The organism is Burkholderia sp. IDO3, assembly GCF_003366075.1.
Lineage (GTDB): Bacteria > Pseudomonadota > Gammaproteobacteria > Burkholderiales > Burkholderiaceae > Burkholderia > Burkholderia anthina.
Window position 1 is genome coordinate 52,360 of the sequence record NZ_CP028963.1, and the last position, 23,848, is coordinate 76,207.

Annotated in this window: 24 protein-coding genes; 7 read left to right on the top strand and 17 right to left on the bottom strand. The window is 68.3% G+C overall.

The genetic code is table 11. The features are described 5' to 3' along the window. Positions 1 to 4 precede the first annotated feature (4 nt). Positions 5 to 481: a CidA/LrgA family protein gene (locus DCN14_RS14645; RefSeq protein WP_096506761.1), complete on the bottom strand. Its 477-nt coding sequence runs from the start codon at positions 479 to 481 to the stop codon at positions 5 to 7. A gap of 141 nt (positions 482 to 622) precedes the next feature. On the opposite strand from DCN14_RS14645, the gene DCN14_RS14650 reads away from it, so the two are divergent. Continuing rightward, entirely contained in the window at positions 623 to 1,549 is a 927-nt protein-coding gene (locus tag DCN14_RS14650; RefSeq protein ID WP_096506760.1) for a LysR family transcriptional regulator, read from the top strand. Positions 1,550 to 1,572: 23 nt separating this feature from the next. Here the strand turns inward: DCN14_RS14650 and DCN14_RS14655 are convergent, their stop codons facing one another. The 4 genes from DCN14_RS14655 to DCN14_RS14670 all read right to left on the bottom strand — a co-directional run bounded on the left by DCN14_RS14655 (position 1,573) and on the right by DCN14_RS14670 (position 4,545). Next, positions 1,573 to 1,959, bottom strand: coding sequence for a type II toxin-antitoxin system VapC family toxin (locus DCN14_RS14655; RefSeq protein ID WP_096506759.1), 387 nt, complete (start codon positions 1,957 to 1,959; stop codon positions 1,573 to 1,575). Beyond that, on the bottom strand, positions 1,956 to 2,204 hold the full coding sequence (locus tag DCN14_RS14660; RefSeq protein ID WP_096506758.1) for a type II toxin-antitoxin system prevent-host-death family antitoxin: 249 nt from the start codon (positions 2,202 to 2,204) through the stop codon (positions 1,956 to 1,958). Before DCN14_RS14660 ends, DCN14_RS14655 begins: the two co-directional genes overlap by 4 nt. Before the next feature lie 110 nt (positions 2,205 to 2,314). Beyond that, the gene (locus DCN14_RS14665) at positions 2,315 to 3,877 is read right to left on the bottom strand and encodes a DHA2 family efflux MFS transporter permease subunit (protein WP_096506757.1); all 1,563 of its coding nucleotides are present in this window, start codon (positions 3,875 to 3,877) and stop codon (positions 2,315 to 2,317) included. 179 nt (positions 3,878 to 4,056) lie between these two features. Continuing rightward, positions 4,057 to 4,545 carry a MarR family transcriptional regulator gene (locus tag DCN14_RS14670; RefSeq protein WP_096506756.1) on the bottom strand — a complete coding sequence of 163 codons (489 nt, stop codon included), beginning with the start codon at positions 4,543 to 4,545 and terminating at the stop codon, positions 4,057 to 4,059. A 176-nt stretch (positions 4,546 to 4,721) separates the two neighbouring features. Between DCN14_RS14670 and DCN14_RS14675 the strand changes: the two genes are divergently transcribed. Beyond that, positions 4,722 to 5,006, top strand: a complete 285-nt coding sequence (locus tag DCN14_RS14675; RefSeq protein WP_172441924.1) for a multidrug ABC transporter ATPase — start codon at positions 4,722 to 4,724, stop codon at positions 5,004 to 5,006. Between the two features lie 280 nt (positions 5,007 to 5,286). Next, a complete protein-coding gene (locus tag DCN14_RS14680) occupies positions 5,287 to 6,846 on the top strand; it encodes an efflux transporter outer membrane subunit (RefSeq protein WP_096506754.1) in 1,560 nt (519 codons plus the stop codon). Positions 6,847 to 6,876: 30 nt separating this feature from the next. Here DCN14_RS14680 and DCN14_RS14685 read toward each other — a convergent pair whose 3' ends face one another. The 8 genes from DCN14_RS14685 to gspG form a co-directional block, all read right to left on the bottom strand. Next, positions 6,877 to 7,665 (bottom strand): type II secretion system protein N, encoded by a 789-nt coding sequence (locus tag DCN14_RS14685; RefSeq protein ID WP_096506753.1) that lies wholly within the window; start codon positions 7,663 to 7,665, stop codon positions 6,877 to 6,879. Between the two features lie 31 nt (positions 7,666 to 7,696). Then, positions 7,697 to 8,203 (bottom strand): type II secretion system protein M, encoded by a 507-nt coding sequence (locus DCN14_RS14690; RefSeq protein ID WP_096506793.1) that lies wholly within the window; start codon positions 8,201 to 8,203, stop codon positions 7,697 to 7,699. Continuing rightward, entirely contained in the window at positions 8,200 to 9,573 is a 1,374-nt protein-coding gene (gene gspL, locus DCN14_RS14695; RefSeq protein WP_096506752.1) for a type II secretion system protein GspL, read from the bottom strand. Before gspL ends, DCN14_RS14690 begins: the two co-directional genes overlap by 4 nt. 24 nt (positions 9,574 to 9,597) lie before the next feature. Next, positions 9,598 to 10,722, bottom strand: a complete 1,125-nt coding sequence (gene gspK / locus DCN14_RS14700; RefSeq protein ID WP_096506792.1) for a type II secretion system minor pseudopilin GspK — start codon at positions 10,720 to 10,722, stop codon at positions 9,598 to 9,600. A gap of 2 nt (positions 10,723 to 10,724) precedes the next feature. Next, entirely contained in the window at positions 10,725 to 11,429 is a 705-nt protein-coding gene (locus DCN14_RS14705; RefSeq protein WP_096506751.1) for a prepilin-type N-terminal cleavage/methylation domain-containing protein, read from the bottom strand. Next, positions 11,407 to 11,760, bottom strand: coding sequence for a type II secretion system minor pseudopilin GspI (gspI, locus tag DCN14_RS14710; protein WP_239008082.1), 354 nt, complete (start codon positions 11,758 to 11,760; stop codon positions 11,407 to 11,409). The genes DCN14_RS14705 and gspI overlap by 23 nt, the downstream gene beginning before the upstream one ends. Positions 11,761 to 11,864: 104 nt before the next feature. Further along, positions 11,865 to 12,332, bottom strand: a complete 468-nt coding sequence (locus tag DCN14_RS14715) for a GspH/FimT family pseudopilin (RefSeq protein ID WP_240327368.1) — start codon at positions 12,330 to 12,332, stop codon at positions 11,865 to 11,867. Between the two features lie 125 nt (positions 12,333 to 12,457). Continuing rightward, positions 12,458 to 12,910, bottom strand: a complete 453-nt coding sequence (gspG, locus tag DCN14_RS14720; RefSeq protein ID WP_096506748.1) for a type II secretion system major pseudopilin GspG — start codon at positions 12,908 to 12,910, stop codon at positions 12,458 to 12,460. Between the two features lie 178 nt (positions 12,911 to 13,088). Here gspG and DCN14_RS14725 point away from each other — a divergent pair, with 178 nt between their 5' ends. After that, entirely contained in the window at positions 13,089 to 13,499 is a 411-nt protein-coding gene (locus DCN14_RS14725; RefSeq protein WP_096506747.1) for a type II secretion system protein N, read from the top strand. Between the two features lie 22 nt (positions 13,500 to 13,521). On the opposite strand, the gene gspF is transcribed toward DCN14_RS14725, so the two are convergent. Genes gspF through gspD form a run of 3 tightly spaced genes read right to left on the bottom strand, consistent with a single transcriptional unit; the run spans position 13,522 to position 18,588 of the window. Beyond that, positions 13,522 to 14,739, bottom strand: a complete 1,218-nt coding sequence (gene gspF, locus DCN14_RS14730; RefSeq protein WP_096506746.1) for a type II secretion system inner membrane protein GspF — start codon at positions 14,737 to 14,739, stop codon at positions 13,522 to 13,524. A 4-nt stretch (positions 14,740 to 14,743) separates the two neighbouring features. Next, the gene (gene gspE, locus DCN14_RS14735) at positions 14,744 to 16,243 is read right to left on the bottom strand and encodes a type II secretion system ATPase GspE (protein WP_096506745.1); all 1,500 of its coding nucleotides are present in this window, start codon (positions 16,241 to 16,243) and stop codon (positions 14,744 to 14,746) included. Beyond that, complete coding sequence (gspD, locus tag DCN14_RS14740; protein ID WP_096506744.1) at positions 16,240 to 18,588, bottom strand: type II secretion system secretin GspD; 2,349 nt, start codon at positions 18,586 to 18,588, stop codon at positions 16,240 to 16,242. The genes gspE and gspD overlap by 4 nt, the downstream gene beginning before the upstream one ends. Before the next feature lie 385 nt (positions 18,589 to 18,973). On the opposite strand from gspD, the gene DCN14_RS14745 reads away from it, so the two are divergent. Both DCN14_RS14745 and DCN14_RS14750 read left to right on the top strand, forming a co-directional pair. Then, positions 18,974 to 19,423 (top strand): lytic transglycosylase domain-containing protein, encoded by a 450-nt coding sequence (locus DCN14_RS14745; RefSeq protein ID WP_096506743.1) that lies wholly within the window; start codon positions 18,974 to 18,976, stop codon positions 19,421 to 19,423. A 161-nt stretch (positions 19,424 to 19,584) separates the two neighbouring features. Beyond that, complete coding sequence (locus DCN14_RS14750; RefSeq protein ID WP_096506742.1) at positions 19,585 to 20,898, top strand: GTP-binding protein; 1,314 nt, start codon at positions 19,585 to 19,587, stop codon at positions 20,896 to 20,898. A 132-nt stretch (positions 20,899 to 21,030) separates the two neighbouring features. Here the strand turns inward: DCN14_RS14750 and DCN14_RS14755 are convergent, their stop codons facing one another. Beyond that, positions 21,031 to 21,309: an HU family DNA-binding protein gene (locus tag DCN14_RS14755; protein ID WP_006401505.1), complete on the bottom strand. Its 279-nt coding sequence runs from the start codon at positions 21,307 to 21,309 to the stop codon at positions 21,031 to 21,033. A 388-nt stretch (positions 21,310 to 21,697) separates the two neighbouring features. On the opposite strand from DCN14_RS14755, the gene mnmC reads away from it, so the two are divergent. Continuing rightward, positions 21,698 to 23,668, top strand: a complete 1,971-nt coding sequence (gene mnmC, locus DCN14_RS14760) for a bifunctional tRNA (5-methylaminomethyl-2-thiouridine)(34)-methyltransferase MnmD/FAD-dependent 5-carboxymethylaminomethyl-2-thiouridine(34) oxidoreductase MnmC (RefSeq protein ID WP_096506741.1) — start codon at positions 21,698 to 21,700, stop codon at positions 23,666 to 23,668. The last annotated feature ends 180 nt before the right edge of the window (positions 23,669 to 23,848 follow it).

Consider the following 23,848-nt stretch of genomic DNA (forward strand, 5'->3'; position numbering starts at 1 on the left):
CGGCTCAGTGGGCAGACACGGTGGCGAGGCGCGCGCGGCGGCGTTCGGCGCACACGCGCTGCACGGCGAGCCGGCGTTCGAGCTTCGCGGCGAGGTCGACCGCGACGGCCACCGCGACCATCACGAATGCGGTGCCGGCGAGCATGACCAGCGCGATGCGCCAGCCGTCCTCGCGGAACAGCCCGCCGTACTGGACGGCCGCAACGGCGGCCGGCACGAAGAACAGCAGCATGTCGGACAGCAGCCAGTTCGCGCCGTCCTTCACCCACGCCGGCGCGACGCGGCCCGAGAACAGCAGCACGAGCAGCACCGCGAGGCCGATCACGCCGGACGGCACCGGCAGCCCGACCGCGCGCACGGCCCAGTCGACCGCCATCCACAGCACGCCGAGCGCGGTGGCCTGCAGCACGATCCGGCCCGTGCGCGCAACGTTGCCGGAAGCAGCGGGGCGGGCGGTGGCTATGGCGGTCGGCTTGTTCATGGCGGGCTCCATACAGAGGATGCTGTCAATGGCATCAGTATAGGGTTTCCCCTAACCATAAATAAAATGACTTGTCTCTATCCTTGTCATTCCAATTCGGAATTCAGTTGCGGCTTGCCGCACCAATCTGGGGAGTGATCGATGGAATTGCGCGCGCTGCGGTACTTCGTCGAGGTGGTCCGTCAGCAGAGCTTCACCGCGGCCGCCGACCGCCTGTTCGTCACGCAGCCGACCATCAGCAAGATGGTGAAGGCGCTCGAGGACGAGATCGGTTCGCCGCTGCTGCTGCGCGACGGCCGGCAGATGGTGCTGACCGACGCGGGGCGGATCGTGTTCCAGCGCGGCCAGGACGTGCTCGCCGCGCAGGCGCAGCTGCAGTCGGAGCTGAACGATCTCGGCACGCTCGGGCGCGGCGAGCTGACGATCGGCATTCCGCCGCTCGGCGGGTCGCTGTTCACGCCGATCATCGCCGCATACAAGCAGCGCTATCCGAACATCGAGCTGAAGCTGTTCGAGCAGGGCGCGCGGATGATCGAGGCCGCGCTGACGTCGGGCGAGCTGGAGCTCGGCGGGCTGCTGGAGCCGGTCGATCCCGGCACGTTCGACCGGCTGCCGATGGTGCGCGCGCCGCTGTGGCTCGTCGCGCCGCGCGAGTCGCGCTGGGAGGATCACGCGGCCGTGCCGCTCGCCGACCTCGCCCGCGAGTCGTTCGTGTTCTATGCGGAAAGCCTCGCGCTGCACGACGCGGTGCTCGATGCGTGCCGGCAGGCCGGCTTCACGCCGTCGATCGTGAGCCGCAGCGGCCACTGGGATTTCATGGCGGCGCTCGTGCACGCGGGCGTCGGCATCGCGCTGTTGCCGGAGCCGTACTGCCGGCGGCTCGACACGCGGCAGTTCACGTGCCGGCCGATCGTCGAGCCGGAGATCACGTGGGCGATCGCGCTCGGCTGGTTGAAGAAGGGGTATCTGTCGCACGCGGCGCGGGCCTGGCTCGAGGTTGCGCGGGCGACGCTGCCGATCGCATCGGGCGACGATCTCGCCTTTGGCGGGTTGCGGGCAAGGGAGTGACGCCAGGCCGATGCCCGGCGCAATCAGACGTGTGTGATCGGGCCCGGATAGCGCGCGACCGTTTGGTCGTGCGTGAGCAGCGTGACGCCCTCCGAGATCGCCTGGGCGACCAGGAGACGGTCAAACGGATCGCGGTGGATCGACGGCAGTTGTTCGACCGCTAGTGCATGCGCGCTCGTGATGGGCAATTCTACGTAGCCGACATCGAGAAGATTGCGGCGGAGCACGTTTGGGTCCACCCGGAAATCGTCGCGCTCCAATCCACGCTTGATGACGATCTCCCAGAGGCTCGCAACGCTGAAAAGCGGTGTATGCGCGGGATCGTCGATGAGCGCGCTGGCGCGGGCGGGCAGCTCGGCTGCGCCGGCTGCCGCCCAAAGAAGCAAGTGTGTGTCGAGCAGCAACTTCATGCGTCACCCTCGAACAGCTTGCCGATTTCGTCGCTCCCCATTGCGTCGAAATCGTCCGGGACGCGAATCTGCCCCTTCATGAAACCGATCCGGCTCGGCCGGACCGGGTCCGGCGTATTGATCGGAACCACTTTGACGAGCGGCTTGCCGGCTTTTGCGATCACGAACGATTCGCCGGCACGCACGGCTTCGTCGATCAGCCGCGACAGATTCGTTTTCGCGTCATGCATGTTGTAGGTATGCATCAGCCCTCCGATTGAACTAAGTTCACTATTATGGTTAGCTTAGTTCATCCCCGGTAATCCACGCAAGCGCGCGCGTAGGCCGAAAGTACCCGTCGCCAGTCCTGTCGGGTTCAATGCCCCATCGCCGGGCCTGCCCCCTTCTTCGGCTTCGTGATCCACACGAGCGCCGCGAGCGCGATGAACATGGCCGCCGACAGATAGAAGAAATCGTTGGTGGCCATCATGAAGCCCTGCTGCGTAACGAGTTGGTTGAGCTGCGCGTTGGCCGTCTGCCCGACGATGCCGAGCTGCGCGAGCGCGCCCTGGTAGTCGGTCGTGTTCTGCGCGTAGATGCTCACCGATTCCGACAGCCTCGCGTGGTGGTAGATCGCATCGTTCTCCCAGAACGTCGAACTGGCCGCAGTGCCGATCGCGCCCGACAGCGTGCGCAGGAAGTTCGACAGCCCCGATGCGCTCGCGAGCCGGTCGTCCGAGATGCTCGACAGCGTGATCGTCGTCATCGGCACGAAGAAGCACGCGACGCCGATCCCCTGCACGAGCCGCGGCAGGATCACGTGGTTGAACGGCACATCGAGCGTGAACGTCGAATTCCAGATCGACACGCCCGCGAACACGATGAACGCGAAGCTCGCGACCATCCGCAAGTCGAGCCGGTGCATGTTGCGTCCGATCAGCGGCGACAGCACGAGCGCAAGCAGCCCGACCGGCGCGGTCGCGAGGCCGGCCTTGCCGGCCGTGTAGCCCATCACCGTCTGCAGCCACAGCGGGAAGATCACGACCGAGCCGAAGAACGCCATGAAGCCGAACGAGATGATCAGCGCGCCGAGTGCGAAGTTGCGGTCCTTGAAGAGCGACAGGTCGACCACCGGCTCCTTCTCCGTCGCCTCCCACACGAGCATGAACGCGAGCGACACGACCGCGATCAGCGCGAGCGCGGTGATGAAGGTCGAGTTGAACCAGTCGCGGTCCTTGCCGAGGTCGAGCATCATCTGCAGGCACGACACGCCGATCACGAGCAGCGCGAGGCCGATCGCGTCGATCCGCTGCTTCGACGTCTTCGTCTCGCGGCCGCGCAGCAGGAAGTACGCGCAGGTCGCGGAGAAGATGCCGATCGGCAGGTTGATGTAGAAGATCCACGGCCACGTGTAGTTGTCGCTGATCCAGCCGCCCAGCAGCGGGCCGAAGATCGGCGCGACGATCACCGTCATCGCCCATAGCCCGAGCGCGAGCCCGCGTTTCGCGGGCGGGTAGCTGCGCATCAGGATCGTCTGCGACAGCGGCACCATCGGGCCCGACACGAGACCCTGCAGCAGCCGGAACGCGATCAGCGTCTCGAAGTTGTTCGCGAGACCGCACAGCGCCGACGCGATCGTGAACGCGAGCACCGACAGCGTGAACAGCCGCACCTCGCCGACGCGCCGCGCGAGCCAGCCCGTGAGCGGCACCGCGATCGCGGATGCGACGGAATACGACGAGATCACCCACGTGCCTTCGCTCGTCGCGACGCCGAGGCTGCCCGAGATGGTCGGCACCGCGACGTTCGCGATCGACGTGTCGAGCACTTCCATGAAGGTGCCGAGCGCGAGCCCGACGGTGAGCAGCGCGAGCGCGCCGCCGGTGAGCGGTGCGGGTTCGGCCGCAGGCGGCGCGGCGGATGCCGTGGTGGCGGACATCGGAATCTCCTAGACGCGGCGCGCGCGACGCGCCGGCACGACGCACGGGCGCGCGACACCGCGCGGCCCGTCCGGATGGAACAGGGTGGCAGGGAAGCGAAAGACCACGTGCCGCGTCATCTTCTGCCCAGACAGAGAAATAAGCGAATGCTTAACCTAGACATCGTGTCTCCGTGCGCTCAGCGATCGGGGTCGTCGGGAGTCGGGCAGCCGGCGTCGCCGGGCCCGTTCGCGATGAAGCGTTGCAGCAGGCCGGTGAGCATCGCGAGTTCGTCGGCCGAGAAGCCGGCGAGTTGCGCGTTCAGCGCGGTGGCGATCAGCGACGGCAGCGCGCGGGCCGCGTCGGCGCCGCGCTCGGTGAGCGTCAGCTCGATCATCCGGCGGTCCTGTTCGCTGCGCGAGCGCGCGACCAGGCCCTTGCGCTCGAGACGGTCGAGCATCCGCGTCATCGACCCGCTGTCGTACGACATCTTGCGCGACAGCTCGAACGGCGTGCGCGCATAGCCGCGCGACAACAGCAGGATCACGCCGATCTGCTGCGCGGTGAGGTCGAACGGCTCGAGCGCGCGGTCCATCCGCTCGACGAGCGCCTGCCGGGCCTTGGTCAGGTAATAACCGAGGCTCGTTTCCAGTGCGATGGTGTCGGGATCGTAGAGGCCGCCGTTCATGCGATTTGCGCGCGCAGCAACAGTGCGTTTCAGGTCAAAACGCGCCCAGTATCTTGAAAAATGATTGCTTAGTCAATATTATTTCAGTCAACCAGTTACGACGTGCGTGTTGCACTGCCGGAGACGATGTTCTGACCGCTTCGCCCGCGCTGCCGGGCACCCCGAGGATGTTCGCGATGCTGTCCCTGAAAAATGCCGCCGGCGCGCTGCGCCGCAACCTGACCGATACCACCCATCATGTGTTTTCCGGGCCGCACCGCGGCTGGAAGATCGCGCTGTACGTGACGATGCTGGTGGTGCCGGGAGGATCGCTCGCGGCGCTCGGGTTCGCATGGTTCGATCATCGCCGACAGCGCAATGCGAAGGGCGCCGCCCGCCGCACGGGTCAGCCGTCGGCCACGGAGCCGTCGTCATGGCGGTCCGCCGCCGAATCCGTCCCGCTGCCCGTGCGCTGCCACTGACGCCACCGGCATCGCGCCGCTCTCGCCATCCTGACCGGGCGCCGGCCGCGCGATGCGCGGCCCGTCGCCGTGCCCGCCGCGCGCCTGCCACACTCGCAAGCGATCCGTAATGGCCGGTAAACCGGCCGGTCGCGCCGGTAACACATTCGTGCCGCTGCACACCGTACCCTTAGGGCTGCGCAGCAACCCCGCCGTCAGTTACCATTTGTCCGCCAGCGGCACAACGACCGCATCGCGCGACGCCGCTCGCTGGCCGTCGCGCCCAGACAGGAAAACCACGATGCCGTACGCCCCCCTCCCGCGCGCCCTTCGCCCGCTGAGCGCCGCCGTCGCCGTTGCGACGGCCGTGCTGCTCGCCGGCTGCGCCGTCGGGCCCGACTACCATCGGCCCGACACGTCGATCCCCGCCGCATACAAGGAGGCGCCGGCCGGCTGGAAGGTCGCGCAGCCCGCCGACCGCACCGACCGCGGCCCGTGGTGGGCGGTCTACAACGATCCGCAGCTTGACGCGCTGATCGACAAGCTCAACGCGTCGAACCAGACCATCGCGCAATCGGCCGCCGCGTACCGGCAGGCCCGCGCGCTCGTCACCGAGGCGCGCGCCGCGTATTTCCCGACCGTCGGGCTGACCGCGTCGGGCTCGCGTTCCCGCTCGGGGCGTACGTCGGTGTCGTCGGGCACGTCGTCGAATTTCAGCGGCAGCTCGTCGATCAGCAACAGTTACAGCGTCGGCCTCGATGCGAGCTGGGAACCGGACCTGTGGGGCAAGGTGAGCCGCACCGTCAGCGCGCAGCGCGCGGGCGAAGCGGCCGCCGCGGCCGATCTCGCGAACGCGCGGCTGTCGCAGCAGGCGCTGCTCGCGCAAACCTATTTCCAGCTGCGCACGTCCGATGCGCTGCAGAAGCTGCTCGACGACACCGTGAAGTCGTACGGCGAATCGCTGAAGCTCACGCAGAACCAGTACGCGCAGGGCGTGGCCGCGCGCGCGGACGTGATCCAGGCGCAGACGCAGCTGCAGAGCGCGCAGGCGGCGTCGATCGACAACGGCGTCGCACGCGCGCAGTATGAGCATGCGATCGCGACGCTGATCGGCGAACCGGCGTCCACGTTCTCGCTGCCGCCGGCCCCGCTCACGGCCGAACCGCCGATCACGCCGGTCGACGTGCCGTCCGCGGTGCTCGAGCGCCGGCCCGACATCGCGGCGGCCGAACGCCGCGCGGCCGCCGCGAACGAGCAGATCGGCGTCGCGATTTCCGCGTTCTTCCCGACGCTTACGCTGTCGGCAAGCGGCGGCTTCGAGAGCTCGGTGTGGTCGCAGCTGTTCACGCTGCCCGCGCGCTTCTGGACGGTCGGCCCGCAGCTCGCCGCGACGCTGTTCGACGCGGGCCTGCGCGCCGCGCAGACCGACGCCGCCCGCGCGACCTACGATGAGAACGTCGCCGCGTATCGCCTCGCGGTGCTCACCGCGTTCCAGGACGTCGAGGACAACCTCGCGTCGCAGCGCATCCTCGCGCAGGAAGTGGACGTGCAGCGGCAGGCCGTCGACAGCGCCGAGCACTCGCTCGCGATCGTCACGAACCAGTACAAGGCCGGCACGGTCGCGTACCTGAACGTGCTGACCGCGCAGACCACGGCCTTCACCGCGCAGCAGAAGCTCGCGACGATCGCCGGACAGCGGATGGTGTCGTCGGTCGGGCTCGTGAAGGCGCTCGGCGGCGGCTGGAATACGTCGGAGATGGCGCGCGAAACGGGTGACATGGCCGCGCCGGCACCGGCGTCGGGTGCGGCGGCGCCGGCCGCGACCGCACCGGTGGCCGCCACGCCGCTCGCGCAGAAGTAGAAACGGAAAGGGGCGACGTCGCTGCGCGCGTCAGCGCATCGCGTCGCCGAAGATCAGCGACACCTGGTTGTTGCCGATCGGATGACCGAGCAGGTTCAGCAGCCCGGCGAGGTTCGCCTGCTGCTCCGGTGCCGCGTGCGCGGTGCCGCGAAACGATCCCTGGCCGGGGCCGAAGCTGCCGTGTCCGTCGAGGAACAGCGGCCCCTGCGTCGTCGACAGGTCGAGATCGGCCCCCGTCCCCTTTGCCTGCAGCACCGCACGGTACGACCCGAGCGGCTTCACGCGCGACACGCGCGAACTCATCGAATCGATCGTCACCGTCAGCTGGCCGTACGCGTTGTTGCCGAGCAGGCGCCAGTCGGTCCAGCCGAGCCGCACGTCGCCTTGCAGGTCGAGCGTGTTGAACGGCGTGCCGAGCCCGGCGAGCAGCGACGCGGGCACGGCCATCGTGCCCGCCGACAGCACCGCGCCGCGCCACGTCGCATCGAGCGTGACCGCATCGGGCATCGCCTCGGTCTGCCGCATGTGCATCTGCACGCGGCCGGTGAGGAGCGGCCAGAAGCGCGTCGTCCATTCGACGCGGCCGGGCAGCAGCGTGGCCGCGCTCTGGTCGGCGCCCGGCGCGAGCATCAGCGTGCCCGAGCCATGCCACAGCGATCCGTCCGGATCGACGAGATTCACATGCCCGCCGGTCGCGCGCGCGAACTGCGGCGCGATCCACGCGGCCGGTGCGAGCGCGATGAGCGTCACCGCCGTCGCGAACCCGCCTGCCACCCCCCACGGCAATGCGGCGACGAGCCGCCTGATCCCCGGCCTCATCGGCCGACTGCTGCGTGTTTCATCCACTGCGTCATTTCTGCATCGAGGGTTGCATCACGGCCGTCAGGTCGACCTGGCCGTCTTCCTTCAGCCCGGTCACGTGCGCTTCGCCGACCTGCACCTTGAACTGCCGGCGCGCGTCGTCGAGCCACTGCGTCCACACCGGGAACGGCGCGTTTTTCATCTGGATCTGCACGCCGTTGCCGACGACCTGCGCCTGCGCGCCCTGCAGCCCGTGATCGGACAGCGATGCGGCAAGCGCATCCTTCAGCGCCAGCCCGGTCGGCGCGACGCCTTGCGCGGCGGCCGTCAGCGACTTCGCCTCGTTGGCCTGCGCGGTCATCTCCGCGAGCTCGCGGCGCATCGTCGGCAGCGTGTTGCGGATCCGCGCGCTGCCTTCCTGCGCGGGCGACCACAGCACCGAATACGCAATGGCGACGGCCAGCACGGCGCCGCCCCAGCCGAGCAGCATCTTTTCGCGCTGCGAGCGCTCGCCCCAGAACTGCGCGAGCGTCTGGGTCAGTTGTTCGGTCTTCATGAGCGGCTCCGGATCGTCCATTTGCCGGTGCTGCTGTCGACTTCGCCGGCCAGCCCGTTGCGTGCGAGACGCTGCGGGAAATCGGGGTCCACCTTGACCTCCGGCTTGAAGCCGACGTCGAGCCGCCGGTCGTGATAATCGAGCGATGCGATTCCGTTCAGCGGCAGCGCGCCCATCGAACGCGACAGCCCGCTCGACAGCGCGAGAAAATCGTTCGGCGACAGCTCGCCCGCCGCGAGGCGCAACTGGTCGAGCTGGCGCTGCATCTGCGCGGGCGGATCGAGCACCGTCGTCGTCTTCGGGAATGCGGACAGCAACGTCTCGGTGATCTGCGCGGACAGCGCATCGCGTTCGCGCGACAGCTTCCACCAGTGCAGGTTCATCCCGATCACGGCGACGCCGAGCGTCGCCGCGGCGAGCGCGATCGGCACGCGCAGGCGCTTCAGCGTCGCGCGGTCGAAGCGCCACGGCTGCGATTCGAATTCAAACTGGCACAGATCCAGGCGCTCGCTCAGCGCGCGCCGCGCGAATGCGTCGAACGACAGCGGCTGCGCGCCCGGCAGCAGCGAGCCGTCGCCGGAGCCGACCGATGCGAGCCGCGGCTCCGCGCCCGCCTCGCCGAGTTCGTACAGCTCGACGTCGCCGCCGCCCGAGAGCGCGGCGAGCGTGCCGCTTGCGCGCGCGGCAGGCGCTGCAAAACCTTCGCCGAGCGCGCCGCGCGCAATCGCGAGCTCGAGACGCGGCGCACCGGCCGCGGCCGGCTGCGCGCCGGCTTCGACGAGCACCGGTTCGACCGCGGTCGCGAGGCCGAGCACCGCGGCCACCGCGGTCGGGCGCGCGAGCGGCTCGGCCGCATCCGTGATCGCGGCGGCTTGCGCGGCTTCACCGTCGGCCGGCGTGTCCGACGCAGCTTCCGCCACCGCGGCGCGCGGCGCCGGCAGGCAGCGCGTCGCCGGCACCGCGCTCAGGTGCCGGTGGCCGGCCGCGGTGAACGCGTCGCAGATCGTGCGGAACCACGCGCGGTCGACGACGGCCAGCACACGGCGCCCGTCGGGCAGTGCCGCCGGATCGAGCGCGATGTGGCAGCCGGCCGGATCCTGGATCAGCTGATCCTCGACGATGTTGGGCAACGCCTGGCGCAGCTTCGGCCCCTTGAGCGGCGGCACGGTCGCGGCCAGCAGCAACACGTCGCGCGCGGCGACGATCAGCACCGTCGCGTTCGCGCGCGGCAGCAGCGTGAGCGCGGCGCGGCCCGCGCGCTGCACGTGGCCGGCCTTGTCGACGAGCGCAAACGGCAATTCGGGCCACTGCCATTCCTGTAACGGCACGGCCGGCTCGCGCGGCGGCAAAGAAACAATCAGCGTGCTCAAGAGCTCCTCTCCCGAATGGCGTCGTTATAGCTGGTCGCGGATGCGCACGACCCGCGTCGAGTGCGTGGTCGGATCACGATACACGAGCGAGGTGCGATCGACCTCCGCGCGATCGTGCTGGATCCGGCCATGCACGATGAAGTAACTCGAATTGACGTCGACGAGGCTCGAGTCGATCGTCACGTTCGGCGCGCCGGCACCGCGCAGCGCGAGCTGCACGTCGCCGACGTTGCGGAAAAACACGGTCTCGCGGCGCGACACGAGCGCCTGTGCCGACGACACGCTCATCCCCGGCACGAGCGCGGCGATCACCTCGGCCAGCGCGGTATTCATGTTCACGGGCGTCGTGGTCGGCAGCACGGTGACGAACGGGCGCAGCCGCGCGACCATCTCGGGCGTCACGCCGTCGACGTCGAGCAGGCTGTCGACGCCCGTCATCATCAGCGGAGCGGGCCCGCGGTCGCCGCCGGACATCCCCGGGTCGTCGGTGAAGTTGCCGGCCATGTCGCCGCCGGGCACCGGCGCGGTGGCGGCCGTCCCGGCGCCGGGCAGCGTCGGCGTCTGGAAACGCGTTGCCGAATGCATGAGGCCCGCGCGCATCTGCAGCGCGATCCGCTTCGCGAGCGCGCCGTCGTAGCCGAGCGTCGTCAAGAGCCGCCGGAACGCCTGGAGCTGCGTCACGTTGAGTTGCAGCACGCCGGGCGCCGGCGACGACACGAGGTTGCGCAGGTTGAACTTCGCCTGCGCGTCCTCGATCGATCCGGAAATGTAGGTGTCTTCGCCGCCGCCGTCGTTGGGCGCGCCGATCCGGCCGAGGAAGTCCGACAGCTTGGTCTTCGCGATCGGCACGGCCCAGATCCCGCCGAGATAGGTGATGCCGGGCGCCGTGTCGCCTTCGGAGCGCAGGATCATCCGCGTCCAGTCGAGCGCGCCGCGCGCGACCCACTGCGCCTGCGCGAGCACGCGCTGGTTCTCGATGCGGCGAATCTGCACCTGCTGGCGCCACAGCATGCCCGACACGAGGATCGCCGACAGCGCGACGACCAGCAGCGCGGTGATGATCGCCGCGCCGCGTTCGCGGCGGCCGCGCGCCGGCACGCGCGCGGCGGCGCGGGCGGCGAACCGGGAACGGGGAGGGCGCGTGCGCATCGTCATTCCCCGACGAGGAAGATGCGCGTGACGGGCACGCGCAGCGACGTCGCGCCGATGCTGACCTGCAGCCCCGTCACCGCGCGCGTCGGCGGCGCGTTGCCGATCTGCGGCACCTTCAGCGCATCGTTGTTCTGCGCGAGCGCGTCGTTGGCCGTCTGCAGATTGGTGGTCCAGCCCACGCGCGGCACGTACAGCTTCGCGTCGATCGCGCCGACGCCGCCCATCAATGCGACCCGGCTCCAGCCGTCGATGCTGCTGTCCTTCAGCACGTCGTGCAGCCGGTTCGCATCGTCGATCGGCGGCGACGCATAACGCACGACGCGCCCGCCGGCGATCCGGTAACGGACCACTTGCAGCCGCGGCGCGGCGCCCGGCACGTCGAGCTCGCGAACGATCTGCAGCGTGTTGCCGGCGACGCCGATCGCCGGCTGGCCGGCTTCGTCGTCGGTCGCGGCGAGCCGCGCGTCGATGCGCATCTGGTCGAACATCTGCGCGAACACGCGCTCGTCTTCCATCGCGGACGCGACCTTGTCGCGACCGCGCATGATCTGGTCGAGCCCGCGCCACGCGAGGATCGCGACCACGGCGAGGATCGCGATCGCGATCATCAGTTCGATCAGCGTGAAGCCGCGCACGCGGCGCGAGCCGGCGAAACGCGCGAGCCGGCGCCGCGGCGGCGCGTCAGAGCGGACGGCTGGTTTCATTCGCGACCACCGTCACCATTTGTGCGAGCACGCCGGCGCGCCCCGGCATGCTCACCGAAACCTGCACGCGCCGGAACACGGGGTTCGGCGTCGTGCTCACGCGCTGCGTGCAGACGAGCTGCACGTTGCCTTGCGAACAGTCGAAACTCTGCTCGCCGACCTCCGGCCACGCATGCGTGAGCCGCAATTGCGCAAGTGCATTGTCGGCGCTCCAGCCGGCGAGCAGCCGGCGATGGAGATCGGACGCATTGGTCGCCATCGTGCCGACCGCACGGATCGACGCGGCGAGCGCGACCGCGATGATCGCGAGCGCGACGAGCACCTCGATCATCGTGAAGCCGCGTGCGCGGAAGAACGTACCGTTGGCGCGCCCCGAACGAAGTCCTTGCGAGGGGCGGAGCGAAGCAGGCGGGAAGGGCATACGACGACGCATCGTCACTGCACCTCGTAACGACCGTTGCCGGTGCCGACGATCGTCGCGCTGCCGACGGCCGAATGCAGCGTCACGCGCACCGGCGTGTCGATGCTTTCGGTGCCGAACACGACGCGGCTCGCACGCGTGTCGGACCCCGGATAGTCGATCTCGGCGCTCGTGACGCCGCCGTCCCAGTCGCGCGGGCGCAGCAGGTCGTCGCGCAGCGTGCGCCAGCCGTCGGGCGAGCTCACGTCGAAACGGAAGCCGTGCGCGGTGGGCTGCCACGCGATCGAGTGTGCGCGCACCTGCGCCTCGTCGCCGGCGGTCTCGAACAGCAGCGCGATGCGCTGCGCTTCCTCGCGCAGGTCGGTACGCGGATTGCGCGTGAGCGACAGCGACGCGAGCGACACCAGGAGGCCCGCGATCACGAGCACGACGAGCATCTCGAGCAGCGTGAAGCCGCGTACGCGCGTTGGCGCGGCGGCCATGGCCGCGCCGCGACGCACGTGGCTGTCGCGGCCGGCGCGACTGTCGCGAGCTGAGCGCAACGGCGTGCGAAGGGCGGGCATGGCAATGAAGAACGGGAACGAACGTCGGGCCGGTCAGCGCACGCCTACTGCCACGAACCGATGTCGGTGTCGTTGCCGTCGCCGCCTTCCTTGCCGTCGGCGCCGTAGCTGAACACGTCGATCTCGCCGTGCACGCCCGGGTTCAGGTACTTGTACCCGTTGCCCCACGGATCGTTCGGCAGGCGCTCGAGATAGCCGCCATCCTTCCAGTTGTTCGGGATCGGATCGGTGGCCGGCTTCTGGATCAGCGCGGTCAGGCCCTGCTCCTGGGTCGGATAGCGGCCGTTGTCGAGACGGTACAGCTTGAGCGCCTGCATGATCGTGCCGATGTCCTGCTTCGCGGCGATACGGCGCGCCTCGTCGGGGCGGCTCATGATCTTCGGCACGATCAGTGCCGCCAGGATCCCGAGGATCGCGACCACCACCATGATCTCGATCAGCGTGAAACCGCGCTGACGGCGCACGGCCGCATTACGGCGAGTGATCCACGTTTGCATGACTGACTACCTCTTTCCAAAAAATGTCGTCGATTGAGTGACGCACCCGGATGCATTCCGGACGCCTGCCTGACGACAGGCTTCCGATACCCCGGGCGCGGAGCACGCATTGTAAGGCGCGCATTGCCGAGGGCTTTCACCCAACGCAAATTTCATATACATCCGTACAATAGCGCGCATGAACGCGCTCTCGATCCGGATCCTATCCCTCGCCCTCTTCGCGGGTTTGTGCGCGACGGCCACCTACTGGGTCGTCACGCTGTCCGCCCGTGAAGCGCCGCTGCCTGCCGCCGCCGCGCGGCTGCCGATCCGCACCGAGGACGCCGCCGCGCTCTTCGGCGGACAGCTCGACAAGAATCCCGTGCAGGACATTCACCTGTTCGGCATTCTCGCGCTCGCTCACGGCGCCGCCGCGATCGTCGGTGTCGGCGGCGAACCGCCGCGCGCGGTGTCGCTCGGCGCGGAAGTCACACCCGGCGCGAAGCTCGCCGAAGTCCGTCCCCGCTCGATCATCGTCGACCGCAACGGCGCCCGCGCCGAAATCCAGCTCCCCGCGAACACGCCGTCCCCCGCGATCTACATGCGCTGAACGGCGCCGGCCCGACCGGCCGTCACTGCACCATGTTGTTCAGCTCGATGATCGGCAGCATCACGGCCAGCACGATCACGAGCACGATGCCGCCCATCGCCAGGATCAGGAGCGGCTCGAGCAGGCTCGTCAGGAACATCGTGCGGCGCTCGAGCTCGCGCGCTTCGCCTTCCGCCGCGCGGTCGAGCATCGTCGTCACGTCGCCCGTCGCCTCGCCGGAGCGAATCAGGTGCACCAGCACCGGCGGAAACGTCTTCACGTTGTTCAGCGCGCGCGACAGCGCGGAGCCTTCGCGCACGCGCACGATCGCATCGTCGATGTTCGCGCGCATCGCGCGGTTCGACAGCGTCTCGCCGGCCGCCTGCAACGCGCGCAGGATCGGCACGCCGGCCGCAGTGAGAATGCCGAGCGTGCTCGCGAAGCGCACCGTGTTGTAGCCGCGCACGAGCTTGCCCGCGAGCGGCGCGGTCAGCACCCAGCGGTCGAACGCGAGCCTCGGCCCGTCGCGCGACAGCGTCGCCTTCACGAACCACACGACCAGCGCGACCGCGATCAGGATCGCCCACCACCAGTGCCGCACGAAATCCGACAGCGCCATCATCACGATCGTCAGCACCGGCAGCTGCTGCTTCGTGCTCGCGAACACGTTGACGACCTGCGGCACGACGTAGCTCAGCAGAAAGGTGACGATGCCGAACGCGATCAGCGTGACGATGCCCGGATACGTGAACGCCAGCAGAATCTTCTGCTTGAGCGCATTGCTCTGCTCGATGTAGTCGGCCAGGCGCGACAGCACGATGCCGAGCTTGCCGGTGTGCTCGCCCGCGGCGACGAGCGCCCGGTAGATTTCGGGGAAATCGCGCGGATGCTGGCCCAGCGCATTCGCGAGCGAATGGCCGCCGAGCACCTCGGCGCGGATCGCGGCCATCAGTTCGCGGATGTAGTCGCGCTCGGCCTGCTCGGTCAGCACGCCGAGCGCCTCGTCGAGCGGCAGCCCCGCGATCAGCAGGCTCGCGAGCTGGCGCGTGAGGATCGCCTGCTCGCGCTGCGACAGCTTGCGGCCGAACGCGAGCCGCTGCGAACGCGCGCCGCGGCTTGCGCTGGCGGCTGGTTCGACGACGAGTGGCGTGAGCCCCTGCGTGCGCAGCTGACCGCGCGCGTTGCGCGCGCTGTCGGCATCGATCACGCCTTTCTGCGGGCGCCCCGCCGAATCGATTGCTTCGAAACGGAATGCCGGCATCGCGCTATGCGCCTCCCGTCACGCGCAACACTTCCTCGAGCGACGTCGCGCCGGCCGCAAGCCAGCGTTCGGCGTCGTCGCGCAGCGTGCGCATGCCTTCCGCGCGGCCCGCGGCGAGAATCTCCGCGTCGGCCGCGTTGCGGTGGATCAGCGAGCGGATCGCGTCGTCGATCACCAGCAGTTCGTACACGCCGCGCCGGCCCGCATAGCCCGAATGCCCGCACTTCGCGCAGCCGACCGGATGCCACACGGTACGGCCGTCTTCCTGCCGTTCTTCCTTGCACACCGGGCAAAGCTGGCGCACCAGACGCTGCGCGAGCACGCCGAGCAGCGACGACGCGAGCAGGTACGGCTCGACGCCCATGTCGGTCAGACGCGTGACCGCCGATGCGGCGTCGTTGGTGTGCAGCGTCGCGAGCACGAGGTGGCCCGTCAGCGACGCCTGCACCGCGATCTGCGCGGTTTCGAGGTCGCGGATTTCGCCGATCATGATCACGTCCGGGTCCTGACGCAGGATCGAACGCAGCGCACGCGCGAAGGTCATCCCGATCCGCTCGTTCACCTGCGTCTGGCCGATGCCGGACAGGTCGTATTCGATCGGATCCTCGACGGTCATGATGTTGGTCGTCGCCGTTTCGAGCCGCGACATCGACGCATACAGCGTCGTCGTCTTGCCCGAGCCGGTCGGCCCCGTCACCAGCACGATCCCGTGCGGGCGGCCGATCAGCTTGTCGAACTGGCCGAGCGTATCGCGGCCCATCCCGAGCGCTTCGAGGTTCAGCCGCTGCGCATCCTTTTCCAGCAGACGCAGCACCGCGCGCTCGCCGTGCCCGGTCGGCAGCGTCGACACGCGCACGTCGACCGGCCGGCCGCCCACGCGCAGCGTGATGCGGCCGTCCTGCGGCAGGCGCTTCTCGGCGATGTCGAGCTGCGCCATGATCTTGATCCGCGAGATCAGCGCGCCGTGCAGCGCCTTCTTCGGGCGCACGACGTCGCGCAGCGTGCCGTCGACGCGAAAGCGCACGACCGACGCGTTCTCGAACGGCTCGATGTGAATGTCCGACGCCTGTTCGCGCGCCGCTTGCGTGAGCAGCGCGTTGATCATCCGGATGATCGGCGCGTCGTCCTCCGATTCGAGCAGATCCTCGACTTCGGGGATGTCCTGCATCAATCGCGACAGGTCGACTTCGCCTTCGACCTCGCCGACGATCTGCGCGGCGCTGCCGTCCTGGCGCGCGTACGCCTGGTTGATCGCCTGCGCGAGCTCGTCGGCCGGCACGCGGTGTACGGAAATCGAGCCGAAGTTGCGGGCGATTTCCGCGAGCGCCGCGTCGCTCGTGCGTTCGCTGATCCACACCTCGAGCGTGTCGTCGAGCTGGTGCGCGATCAGCACCTGGCCGTTCTTCGCGAAGCCGTACGGCAACAGGCGCGCGGCGAGCGGCGACGGCGGCTGCCGTTCGCCCGGCGCGCCGTCTGGGGCGGAGGACGCGAGCACGTCGCTCACTGCGAGGCTCCGGGCGAAGCGGTCAGCGGTTGTTGCGGCACCGACTGCTGCGGCACGCTCTGCGGCTGCACGGGCGTCTGCTCCGGCATCGGCTGGGCCGGGACCGGCGCCACCTGCCGCTGCACCTGCTGACGGCGCATCTTGTCGAGATCGAACAGGTTGCCGGCCGGCGTCCCGCCCTGGCTCGGGCCGAGCGGCATCGGCGGGACGACCGGATCGTCCTTGTCGCGCATCACGTTGTTGTCCGACTTGTACGCGCCCGTCATGCCCTGGACGTAGTCGTAGCGGTTGGCCGTGACTTCCTGCGCGGTACTGCGATCGCTGATGATCACCGGGCGCAGGAACACCATCAGGTTGGTTTTCTGGCGTTGCTTCGATTCCGAACGGAACAGCTGGCCGATCCACGGAATGTCGCCGAGCAGCGGTACCTTGCTGTTCGATACCTGATAGTTGTCCTGCATCAGGCCGCCGAGCACGATGATCTCGCCGTTGTCGGCCAGGATCGTCGACTGGATCGAGCGCTTCGTGAAGGTCGGGCCGGTCTGCGCGCTCGTCGTGCCGGCGACGACCGCCGAATCCTCGGTATAGAGCTGCAGCTTGAGGATCCCGCCGTCGGTAATCTGCGGCTTCACGTGCAGCGTCAGGCCGACGTCGCGCCGGTCATAGGTGTTGAACGCGTTGCTCGTCGTGCCGCTCGTCAGGTTCGAATACGAACCGGTCGCGATCGGCACGTTCTCGCCAACCACGATCTTCGCTTCCTCGTTGTCGAGCGTGACGAGGTTCGGCGTCGACAGCACGTTCGCGTCGCTCACGCCCGAGAAGTACTGCAGCAGCGCACCGAGCCCCTGCACGCCGAACATGTTGTGCAGCCAGCCGATGTTGAGGCCCTGGTTGAGCGACGAGAGATTGGAGGCCAGCCCGCCGCCGGTGATCGTGCCGGCGCTGGTGGTCGTGCCGCCGGCGGTCAGGTTGATGATGCTGTTGCCCGCCACGTTGCCGGCCACGGCCGCCAGGTTCGTGCCGCCGAGGAACTGGCCGCTCGCCACCTGCCACTGGATCCCGAGGTTGCCTTGCGTCGTCGAGTTCAGCTCGACGATCAGCGCTTCGATGTAGACCTGCGCACGCCGCGCGTCGAGCTGGTCGATCACCGAGCGCAGGTTCCGGTAGACCGGATCGGATGCCGTGATGATCAGCGAGTTGGTGGCGGCGTCGGCCTGGATCATCCCGCCCGGCTGGTTGTCGTCGCCCTTGTCCTTGTCGCCGCCGAGCAGGCCGGCCGTGCCCAGGCCGCCGCTGCCCGACGAGCCGCTGCCGTAGGACGACGACGAAGACGAGCTGCCGAGGCCGCCGGACGGCAGCGGCGGAGTGCCGGACGTGCCGGTCGAGAAGTTGCCGCTCGACGACGAGCCGCCGCTCTGGTTGAAGCTGTTCGCGTCGTTGGACGACGCCGACGAGCCGCTGTCGTTGCCGCCCTTGCCGAGCATCCCGCGCAGCGTCTTCGCGAGCTTCACCGCGTCCGCGTTGCGCAGCGGGACGACGTGCATGTTGCCGGGCACCGCGCTCGGCGCGTCGAGCTGCTGCGCGAGGCGCTTGGCGGCAGCCAGACGCGCGGCGCTCGATGCGCGCAGCATCAGCGAATTGGTACGCGGGTCGGCCGTGACCGACACCTTCAGCGTCGCATCGCTGTTGCCGATCGCGCCCGGGTCGAGCATCTTCTGCATCTGCGCGGCGAGGTCGATCGCGTTCGCGTTGTGCAGCGGCACGACCTGGACCTGCGCGCCCGCGGCGTTGTCGACACCCGCGATGATCCGCGCAATGCGGCGCACGTTGTCCGCGTAATCGGTGACGACGATCGTGTTGTTCGCCGGGTACGCGGTGACCGTGTTGTTCGGCGAGATCAGCGGCCGCAGCACCGGCAGCAGGTTGTTCGCCGATTCGTTGTGCAGTTCGAACACCTGCGTGATGACCTGGTCGCCGTGCGCCTGCGGCGCGTTGCCGACGTAGGTCGGCACGCCTTGCAGCTTCGCATCGGCCTCGGGCACGACCTTCAGCACCCCGTGATCCTGCACGAGCGCGAAGCCCTGCATGCGCAGCGCCGACTGCAGCGTCTTCAGCGCCTGGTCTTCCGGCACCGACCGTTCGGCAACGAGATTGAGCTGCCCCTTCACGCGGGGGTCGACGATGATGGTCTTGCCGGTTGCGGCGCCAATCGCCTTGGCGACCTGGTCGATGTCCGCATTCACGAAATTGAGCGTGACCTGAGCGTAGGCGGCCTGCGAGACGATGATGCCGGCGGCGATCAGGGTCGTGGCAACGCGCCGCATAACGAAGCGATTTCTTGTCATGGATGAATGGGTCGATGCCGGCTCAGGCCACTTCCGGCGGTAGTGCTGGGATCCAAGTCCTAAAGGCGCGACATTAGCAGTTTTTCATGTCCGAAATATCACATTGATCCGAGGACTGTCTCACATACGACATGTACCCGGCGCGCTGTATGTGATTTGTAAGGTATGTGCCATGTCAGATTTCGGTGCCGGACGGGCATTCCGGTCATCGCCGTCGATTTACGATGAATCGACACGGAAATGCGCTATAACCGGGCTGCCGTCTTCCCGTATGTCGCAACGTGACGGACTGCCGGTATGATACGGGCGGCACGTTTCTCGTCGCACGAATAAAGAACACGGGTTTTCCCGACCCTCGCGCAATTTCCTTTTTCGTTTCCGCACCATGAACAGACGATTCGCTTCGATCGCGCTGATCGCCGCCGGCGTGTGGTTTGCCTGCGGAAACGCGCGCGCGGATTGTTTCGACGAGGCCGCCCGATACCAGAAGGTCAATCCGCTGATCCTGCGTGCGATCGCGTGGCAGGAGTCGCGCAACCGGCCCGATGCGCTGAACAAGAACAACAACGGCTCGGTCGACTACGGCCTGATGCAGATCAACTCGATTCACCTGTCGACGCTGTCGCGCTACGGCATCGGCCGCGACACGCTGATGGAGCCGTGCAAGAACGTCTACATCGCCGCGTGGCACCTGCGCCAGAAGATGAACCGCTACGGCAACACCTGGCAGGCCGTCGGCGCCTATCATTCGGAGACGCCGTCGCTGCGCGACAAGTACGCGCGGCAGATCGCCGGGATCCTGACGCAGTGGAAGCTGCTGCCGCCCACCCAGTGACGCCGCGCCGCATCGCGCACCGGCGCGATGCCGCTCGGCCGGCGCGCGTTTGATGCACAATGCGGGCTCACGCCGCAGTTTCGCCCGGCCCCTGGCCGATCGCGCCCCCCTGAAGAGGCGCCGCGGCCGCTATTTCATTTTTTCCGTTGGTGCATATCGCTATGAATCCGGCAATGAACCAGCCGTTGCCCGTCACCGTGCTGTCCGGTTTTCTCGGCGCCGGCAAGACCACGCTGCTCAAACACATCCTCGCGAACCGCGCGGGCCTGAAGGTCGCCGTGATCGTCAACGATCTCGCGGCGGTCAACATCGACGCATCGCTCGTGCGCGATGCGCAGGCGCTGTCGCAGGTGGAAGAGCGTCTCGTCGAAATGTCGAACGGCTGCATCTGCTGCACGCTGCGCGACGACCTGCTCGTCGAGATCCGCAATCTCGCGGCCGACGGCCGCTTCGATGCGATCGTGATCGAGTCGACCGGCATCGCCGAGCCGATGCCGATCGCCGAAACCTTCACGTTCGTCGACGACGACGGCGCATCGCTGGCGAGCGTCGCGCGGCTCGACACGCTCGTCACGGTCGTCGACGCGTTCAATTTCCTGCGCGACTACGGTTCGGACGATGCGCTCGCGACGCGCGGCATCGCCGCGTCGGACGAAGACGATCGCACGCTCGTCGAGCTGCTGATCGAGCAGATCGAATTCTGCGACGTGCTGGTGATCAACAAGGCCGATCTCGTCGGCGCGGACGAACTCGCGCGCCTGCAGCACATCCTCGCGCGGCTCAATCCGCGCGCGCACCAGGTCGTCTCGACGTTCGGCACCGTGCCGCTCGCCGACGTGCTGAACACCGGCCGCTTCGATTTCGACGAAGCCGCGAACGCGCCGGGCTGGCTCGCGTCGCTCGATCACGATCACACCGATTGCGACGATCCCGAATGCCACGATGCGCATCATGCGCACGTACACGGCGAAGCCGACGAATTCGGCATCGGTAATTTCGTCTACCGGGCGCGCCGGCCGTTTCATCCGGCGCGACTCTGGGCGCTCTTGCATCAGGAGTGGCCGGGCGTGCTGCGCAGCAAGGGATTCTTCTGGCTCGCGACGCGCAACGACATCGCGGGTTCGCTGTCGCAGGCGGGCGGCGTATGCCGGCACGGCCCCGCGGGCCTCTGGTGGGCCGCGCAGGATCGTGCGGAATGGCCGGACGATGACGAGCTGCTCGGCGAAATTCGCGCGGAATGGCAGGGTGATCTCGACGACCGCTCGGTCGGCGATCGTCGTCAGGAACTCGTGCTGATCGGCATCGGTCTCGACGCCGACGCATGGCGCGCGAAGCTCGACGCGTGCCTGCTCACCGATGCCGAATTCGCGCTGGGCGCCGAGCAATGGCGCGCATTCGACGATCCGTTTCCGGCGTGGGATGTCGACGCGCACGACGACGAGGATCCCGGCGACGCGCAGATCGTGCACGCGTAACGGCCGGTAAAAACAGCTCGCGAAAAGCAACCGTCAATTCTTGCAAAACGGGCGCGGACTGTGGCAAAAATACCGCGCGCGCCCAACAAAAAACCCGCCGAATGGCGGGTTTTTCTTTGAACAGGCGCTGGTTTAACGCTTGTTGACGGCGTCCTTGAACGCCTTGCCAGCCGTGAACTTGACCGTCTTGGCTGCCGGGATCTTGATGGTTTCGCCGGTCTTCGGGTTGCGGCCCGTACGTGCTGCGCGCTTGCCCGAACCGAAGCTGCCGAAGCCGATCAGCTGAACCGCATCACCCTTCGACACGGCCTTCTTGATGACTTCGAGCAGCGTGTCCAGCGTTTCGCCGGTTTGAGCCTTGCTGGCGCCCGTTTGGGCGGCGACGGCGTCGATCAGTTCCTGTTTGTTCATTAAGGTTCCTTTTTCAGGTTAGGTTGACACGAACAGCGCGAACGCGCCGATTATACGTGCGCGAACCGTGCCGTCGAGAGTCTGACTCCAACGGCACAGCGCCGAATCCTGGCCCGCGCGACGTGCCGTCCGGCTTGCCGGAGGCCACCCCGCGGTACGGCGTTGCTATGATAGCGCAGCGCAAACCCAATAACGACAAGGGTTTCAAAGATTTTCATCGGTATTTCGCCGAATGAATCGTCGATTGCCCGTTTTTTGACCTGCGCCAACCGAACAGGATACGCAGACGGGTCCGCCCGCGCGCGACGCCGTTGGTTTTTGCCAACGGCGTCGCGGACGCCTCCGCGCAATCCCTTGCCAGGCTTGGCTGCCACGTTTTTTGTTTCGCATGCCCGACCGACTCGTTCCCGCCACGCTCGCCGTTCGCGACGACGGCACACTCGTCTCGCCGCAGTACGGCGACCTCCATCGCGACGCGTCGCGCGCGCTCGCGCACGCCAACCGCATGCTCGCCGGCAACGGGCTGCCGGCCCGCTGGCGCGGCCGCCGCACGTTCACGATTGTCGAGACCGGATTCGGCGCGGGCGGCCACTTCCTCGCGACCTGGGCCGCATGGCGCGACGATCCGCGGCGCTGCGAGCGGCTGCATTTCGTCGCGGTCGAGCCGCATCCGTTCTCGCGCGACGACCTGCGGCGCGCCGTTTCAAACATGGCCGAGCGCGCGACCATTTCGGAGAACGTATCGATGAGCGCCGCGGCGCTCGTCGACGCGTGGCCGATGCTCGTGCCCGGCCTGCACCGGCTCGAATTCGACGCCGGGCGCGTGGTGCTCACGCTCGCATTCGGCAACGCGCAGGACCTGCTGCGACGGCTTGTCGCGCGCGCCGATGCGTTCTATCTCGGCCATCGCGCATCGGCCGGGCATGACGATGCGTTGTCGGCCGACATGATTCGCGCGCTCGCGCACATCGCCGCGGAAGGCGCGACCTACGCAACGCATTCGCACGACGACGCCGTGAAACATGCGCTCGATGCGACGGGCTTCACACATCGCGACGTCGACGATTGCGCGGGCGAACCGGCGTTGCGGGTCGGCGAATATGCCCCGCGCTGGCGGATGCGCCGGCACGAACCGCCGCGCGCGTTGCCGGTTTCTGCCCGCCGCGCGATCGTGATAGGCGCGGGCCTCGCAGGTTGCGCGGTGGTCGAACGGCTCGCCGCGCGCGGCTGGGACGTCACGCTGATCGAGCGGCACGCGCGGATCGCAAGCGACGCGTCGGGCAATCCGGCCGGCGTGTTCCATCCGTTGATGACGCGCGACGACAACATCGCGAGCCGGCTCACGCGCACCGGTTTCCTGCATGCGCTCGCACGCTGGCGCGCACTCGAAGAGGCCGGTCATGCATTCGCGCGCAGCACGCACGGGATGATCCATCTCGCGGAATCGGCCGACGATTTCATGCGGATGCGCGACGCATTCGATGCACTCGGCACGCCATCCGACTACGCATCGCTGCTCGATACCGACGCCGCACGCACGCATTTGAACCTGCCGGTCGCGCACGGCGGCCTGCTGTTTCCGCACGGCGGCGCCGTGTGGCCGGCCGGGCTCTGCGCAGCGCAATTCGCGGCCGCCGGCGAACGCGTGACACTCGTCGCCGGCACCGAAGTCGCACGGCTCGAACGACACGGCGATGCATGGCGCGCACTCGACGCGGCGGGCGGCACGCTGGCCGAAGCGCCGGTCGTCGTGCTGGCGAACGCGGGCGATGCCGTGCGGCTCGCGGGCCTGCGGCATGTCGCGGTGCAGCCGGTACGCGGCCAGCTCACGCTGCTGCCGCCCGGCAGCACGGCGCCGCTGCCATGCCCGACGATCGGCGACGGTTACGCGGTGCCGCTCGACGACGGCACGCTGCTGATCGGCGCGACCTTCGAGCCCGACGACGTCGATCCGGCGATGCGCACCGCCGGACATATCGAAAACCTCGAGCGCGTCCGGCATCTGCTGCCCGGCCTGATCGGCGATCTGCCGGACCCGGATGCGCTGCGCGGCCGCGTCGCGTTCCGCTGGGTCGTCGCCGACCGGGTGCCGCTGATCGGTCCGCTCGCCGACGAAGCGCAGGCCGTCGCGAACGCACGCGCGCTGAGCGGTGCGAAGGCGCGCGACCTGCCGCGCACCGCCGGTCTCTACGGCGCATTCGGCTACGGCTCGCGCGGCCTCGTGTGGGCCGCACTCGGCGCCGAGCTCATCGCATCCCAGCTCGAGGGCGAGCCGCTGCCGCTCGAGCGTGAACTCGCCGATGCCGTCGACCCGGCACGGTTTCTGATCCGCGCCTTGCGCGGTCGCCACATCGGCTGACACCGGCTGGTCGATTGGTCGATTGGTCGGTCGAATCCTCACAGTTTTCCGATTTTCCCGCGCAAGGTTATCCACGCAATGCTGTGGATAACCGCGCGAAATCCGCACGCACTTCGTGTGCAATCACAGTGGACGTAAACTGGGCAACTCGGCACAGCCGTGAAGCGGCCCAAAAGTTGC